This is a genomic window from Arthrobacter sp. 2YAF22_2, from assembly GCF_052114645.1.
Classification (GTDB): Bacteria; Actinomycetota; Actinomycetes; order Actinomycetales; family Micrococcaceae; genus Arthrobacter.
In genome coordinates this window covers 1-2,334 of record NZ_JBFRFD010000537.1, presented here as the reverse complement: position 1 = coordinate 2,334, position 2,334 = coordinate 1, and the positions used below count along the sequence as shown (strand labels likewise).

2 protein-coding genes are annotated in these 2,334 nt (G+C 66.6%); one reads left to right on the top strand and one right to left on the bottom strand.

The annotated features are described in order from the left end of the window. On the bottom strand, window positions 1–951 hold a 951-nt coding region (locus AB4Y86_RS17005; protein WP_441403344.1), incomplete at its 3' end, for an adenylosuccinate synthase. Window positions 952–1,174: 223 nt separating this feature from the next. Between AB4Y86_RS17005 and AB4Y86_RS17000 the strand changes: the two genes are divergently transcribed. Then, a partial coding sequence (locus AB4Y86_RS17000; RefSeq protein ID WP_441403343.1) for a multidrug effflux MFS transporter occupies window positions 1,175–2,334 on the top strand: 1,160 nt, incomplete at its 3' end.

Genomic DNA, 2,334 nt, shown 5'->3' with positions numbered 1-2,334 from the left:
GGCCTGGCGCGCCAGCACGGCGTCGTACCAGCCGCAGCGGCGCGGCCGGCCGGTGTTGACGCCGAACTCGCCGCCGGTCTTCTGCAGGTACAGGCCCATGTCGTCGAACAGTTCGGTGGGGAACGGCCCGGCGCCCACACGGGTGGTGTACGCCTTGATGATGCCGATGGAGCGGGAGATCCGGGTGGGGCCGATGCCGGAGCCCACGGAGGCGCCGCCGGCGGTCGGGTTGGAGGACGTCACGAACGGGTAGGTGCCGTGGTCGACGTCAAGGAACGTGGCCTGGCCGCCCTCCATGAGGACCACCTTGCCCTCGTCCAGCGCGGTGTTCAGCAGGAAGGTGCTGTCCACGACCAGCGGGCGGAGGCGTTCGGCGAAGGACAGGAAGTATTCGACAATCTCGTCGACTTCGATGTCACGGCGGTTGTAGACCTTGACCAGCAGTTCGTTCTTCTGCCGCAGCGAGCCTTCGACCTTCTGCCGCAGGATGGAGGCGTCGAAGACGTCCTGGACGCGGATGCCGAGGCGGGCCACCTTGTCCATGTAGGCCGGGCCGATGCCGCGGCCGGTGGTGCCGATCGCGCGGCTGCCCAGGAACCGCTCGGTGACCTTGTCCAGCACCTGGTGGTAGGGAGCGACGAGGTGCGCGTTGGCAGAGACCCGAAGCCTGGAGGTGTCCGCACCGCGGGCCTCGAGGCCATCGATCTCCTGGAACAGGGCTTCGAGGTTCACCACGCAGCCGTTGCCGATCACCGGGACCGCGTTGGGGCTCAGGATGCCGGCCGGAAGGAGCTTCAGCTCATACTTCTCACCGCCCACGACGACGGTGTGCCCGGCGTTGTTGCCACCGTTGGGCTTGACCACGTAGTCGACTCGGCCGCCGAGCAGGTCGGTGGCCTTACCTTTGCCTTCGTCGCCCCATTGGGCTCCGACGATCACGATTGCTGGCATGGGATCCTCCCCCATTCGTTCGGGCCGAACTGTGTGGTGGACCAGGTGGTCGCCGCAGCTCAGCGCCGTTCATGAGAATGCCCCGAATCTACCGCTGTGCTCCCACCATCAACGCCAGAGTCCGGGGCTCTTACCACCCAAGTTTAGCCTGCGGACCTGCGGTCGTGTTCAAATTGGGTTTTTGAGCCTACCGTCCGGAATACGCAGCCGAAAGAAAAACTCCATGGACTCTCCCCACGACAAGGACCGGTTCAGGTCCCGGCTGAATCTCCCGGGGGGAAAGGACCGGATCCTGCTGCTGCTGGCGCTGGGGATCCTGAGCGCGGTCAGCCCGATGGCGACCGACATGTACCTCGCGTCCATGCCCGGGATGGCCGGGTACTTCCGGACGCCGACCTCCGTGGTGCAGCTCACGCTGACCACCTACATGGTCGGGATGGCCGTGGGCCAGTTCCTGCTGGGGCCCATCTCCGACGTCGTCGGCCGGCACCGGCTGATGGTCGCGGGTAATGTGCTCTTCCTGCTCAGCTCCGTTGCGCTCGCGCTCGCTCCGAGCATCGAGCTGGTACTGGCGCTGCGCGGACTCCAGGGCGTGGCTGGGGCGGCCGGCGTGGTGATCGCCCGGGCCGTCGTGTCGGACCTGGCCACCGGGCGGACTGCAGCCAAGCTCTACTCAATGCTGGCGACCATTACCTCGCTTGCCCCCGTCGTGGCGCCCCTGCTCGGCGGCGTAATTGCCACCGTCGCGCCATGGCAGGCGGTGTTCTGGGCATTGACCGGCTTCGGCGCGCTGATGCTGGCGAGTTCCGTTCTGGTGGTTCCGGAAACCCTGCCCCTGCACAAGCGACGACGGGGCGGCGTCAAGGCGGTGGTGGAAGCCTCGTGGTCGGTGCTGCGCAACCAGTCCTTCATGGCCTATGCGCTGGCGTTCGGCTTTACCTTCGGCGCCTTGTTCTCCTATATTTCCGCGTCGTCGTTTGTGGTGCAGAATGTGCTCGGCTATTCGGCGATAGGTTATTCGGTCATCTTCGCGGTCAATGCCTGCGGGATGATCATGGCGGCGCTGATCAACACCCGGCTAGTGGACCGGCTGGCACCCGGCGTGATCCTGCTCAGCGCGGTAGTGGTGCTGTGCGCCGTCAACGTCGCAGGCCTGGCGTTGATCCTGGCGGGAATCGCCGGCTGGACCACCCTGCTGCAGTTGTTCCTCACCCAGTCCTGCATTGGCTTCATCATGGGCAACGCCACTGCCCTCGCCCAGGGACGCGTCCCCGGCCGGGCCGGGGCCGGATCCGCGATGTTGGGCCTCGTCCAGTTCCTCCTGGGCGGGCTCGTCTCCCCGCTGACCGGCGTGGGCGGCCAGCACAGTGCCATCCCGATGGC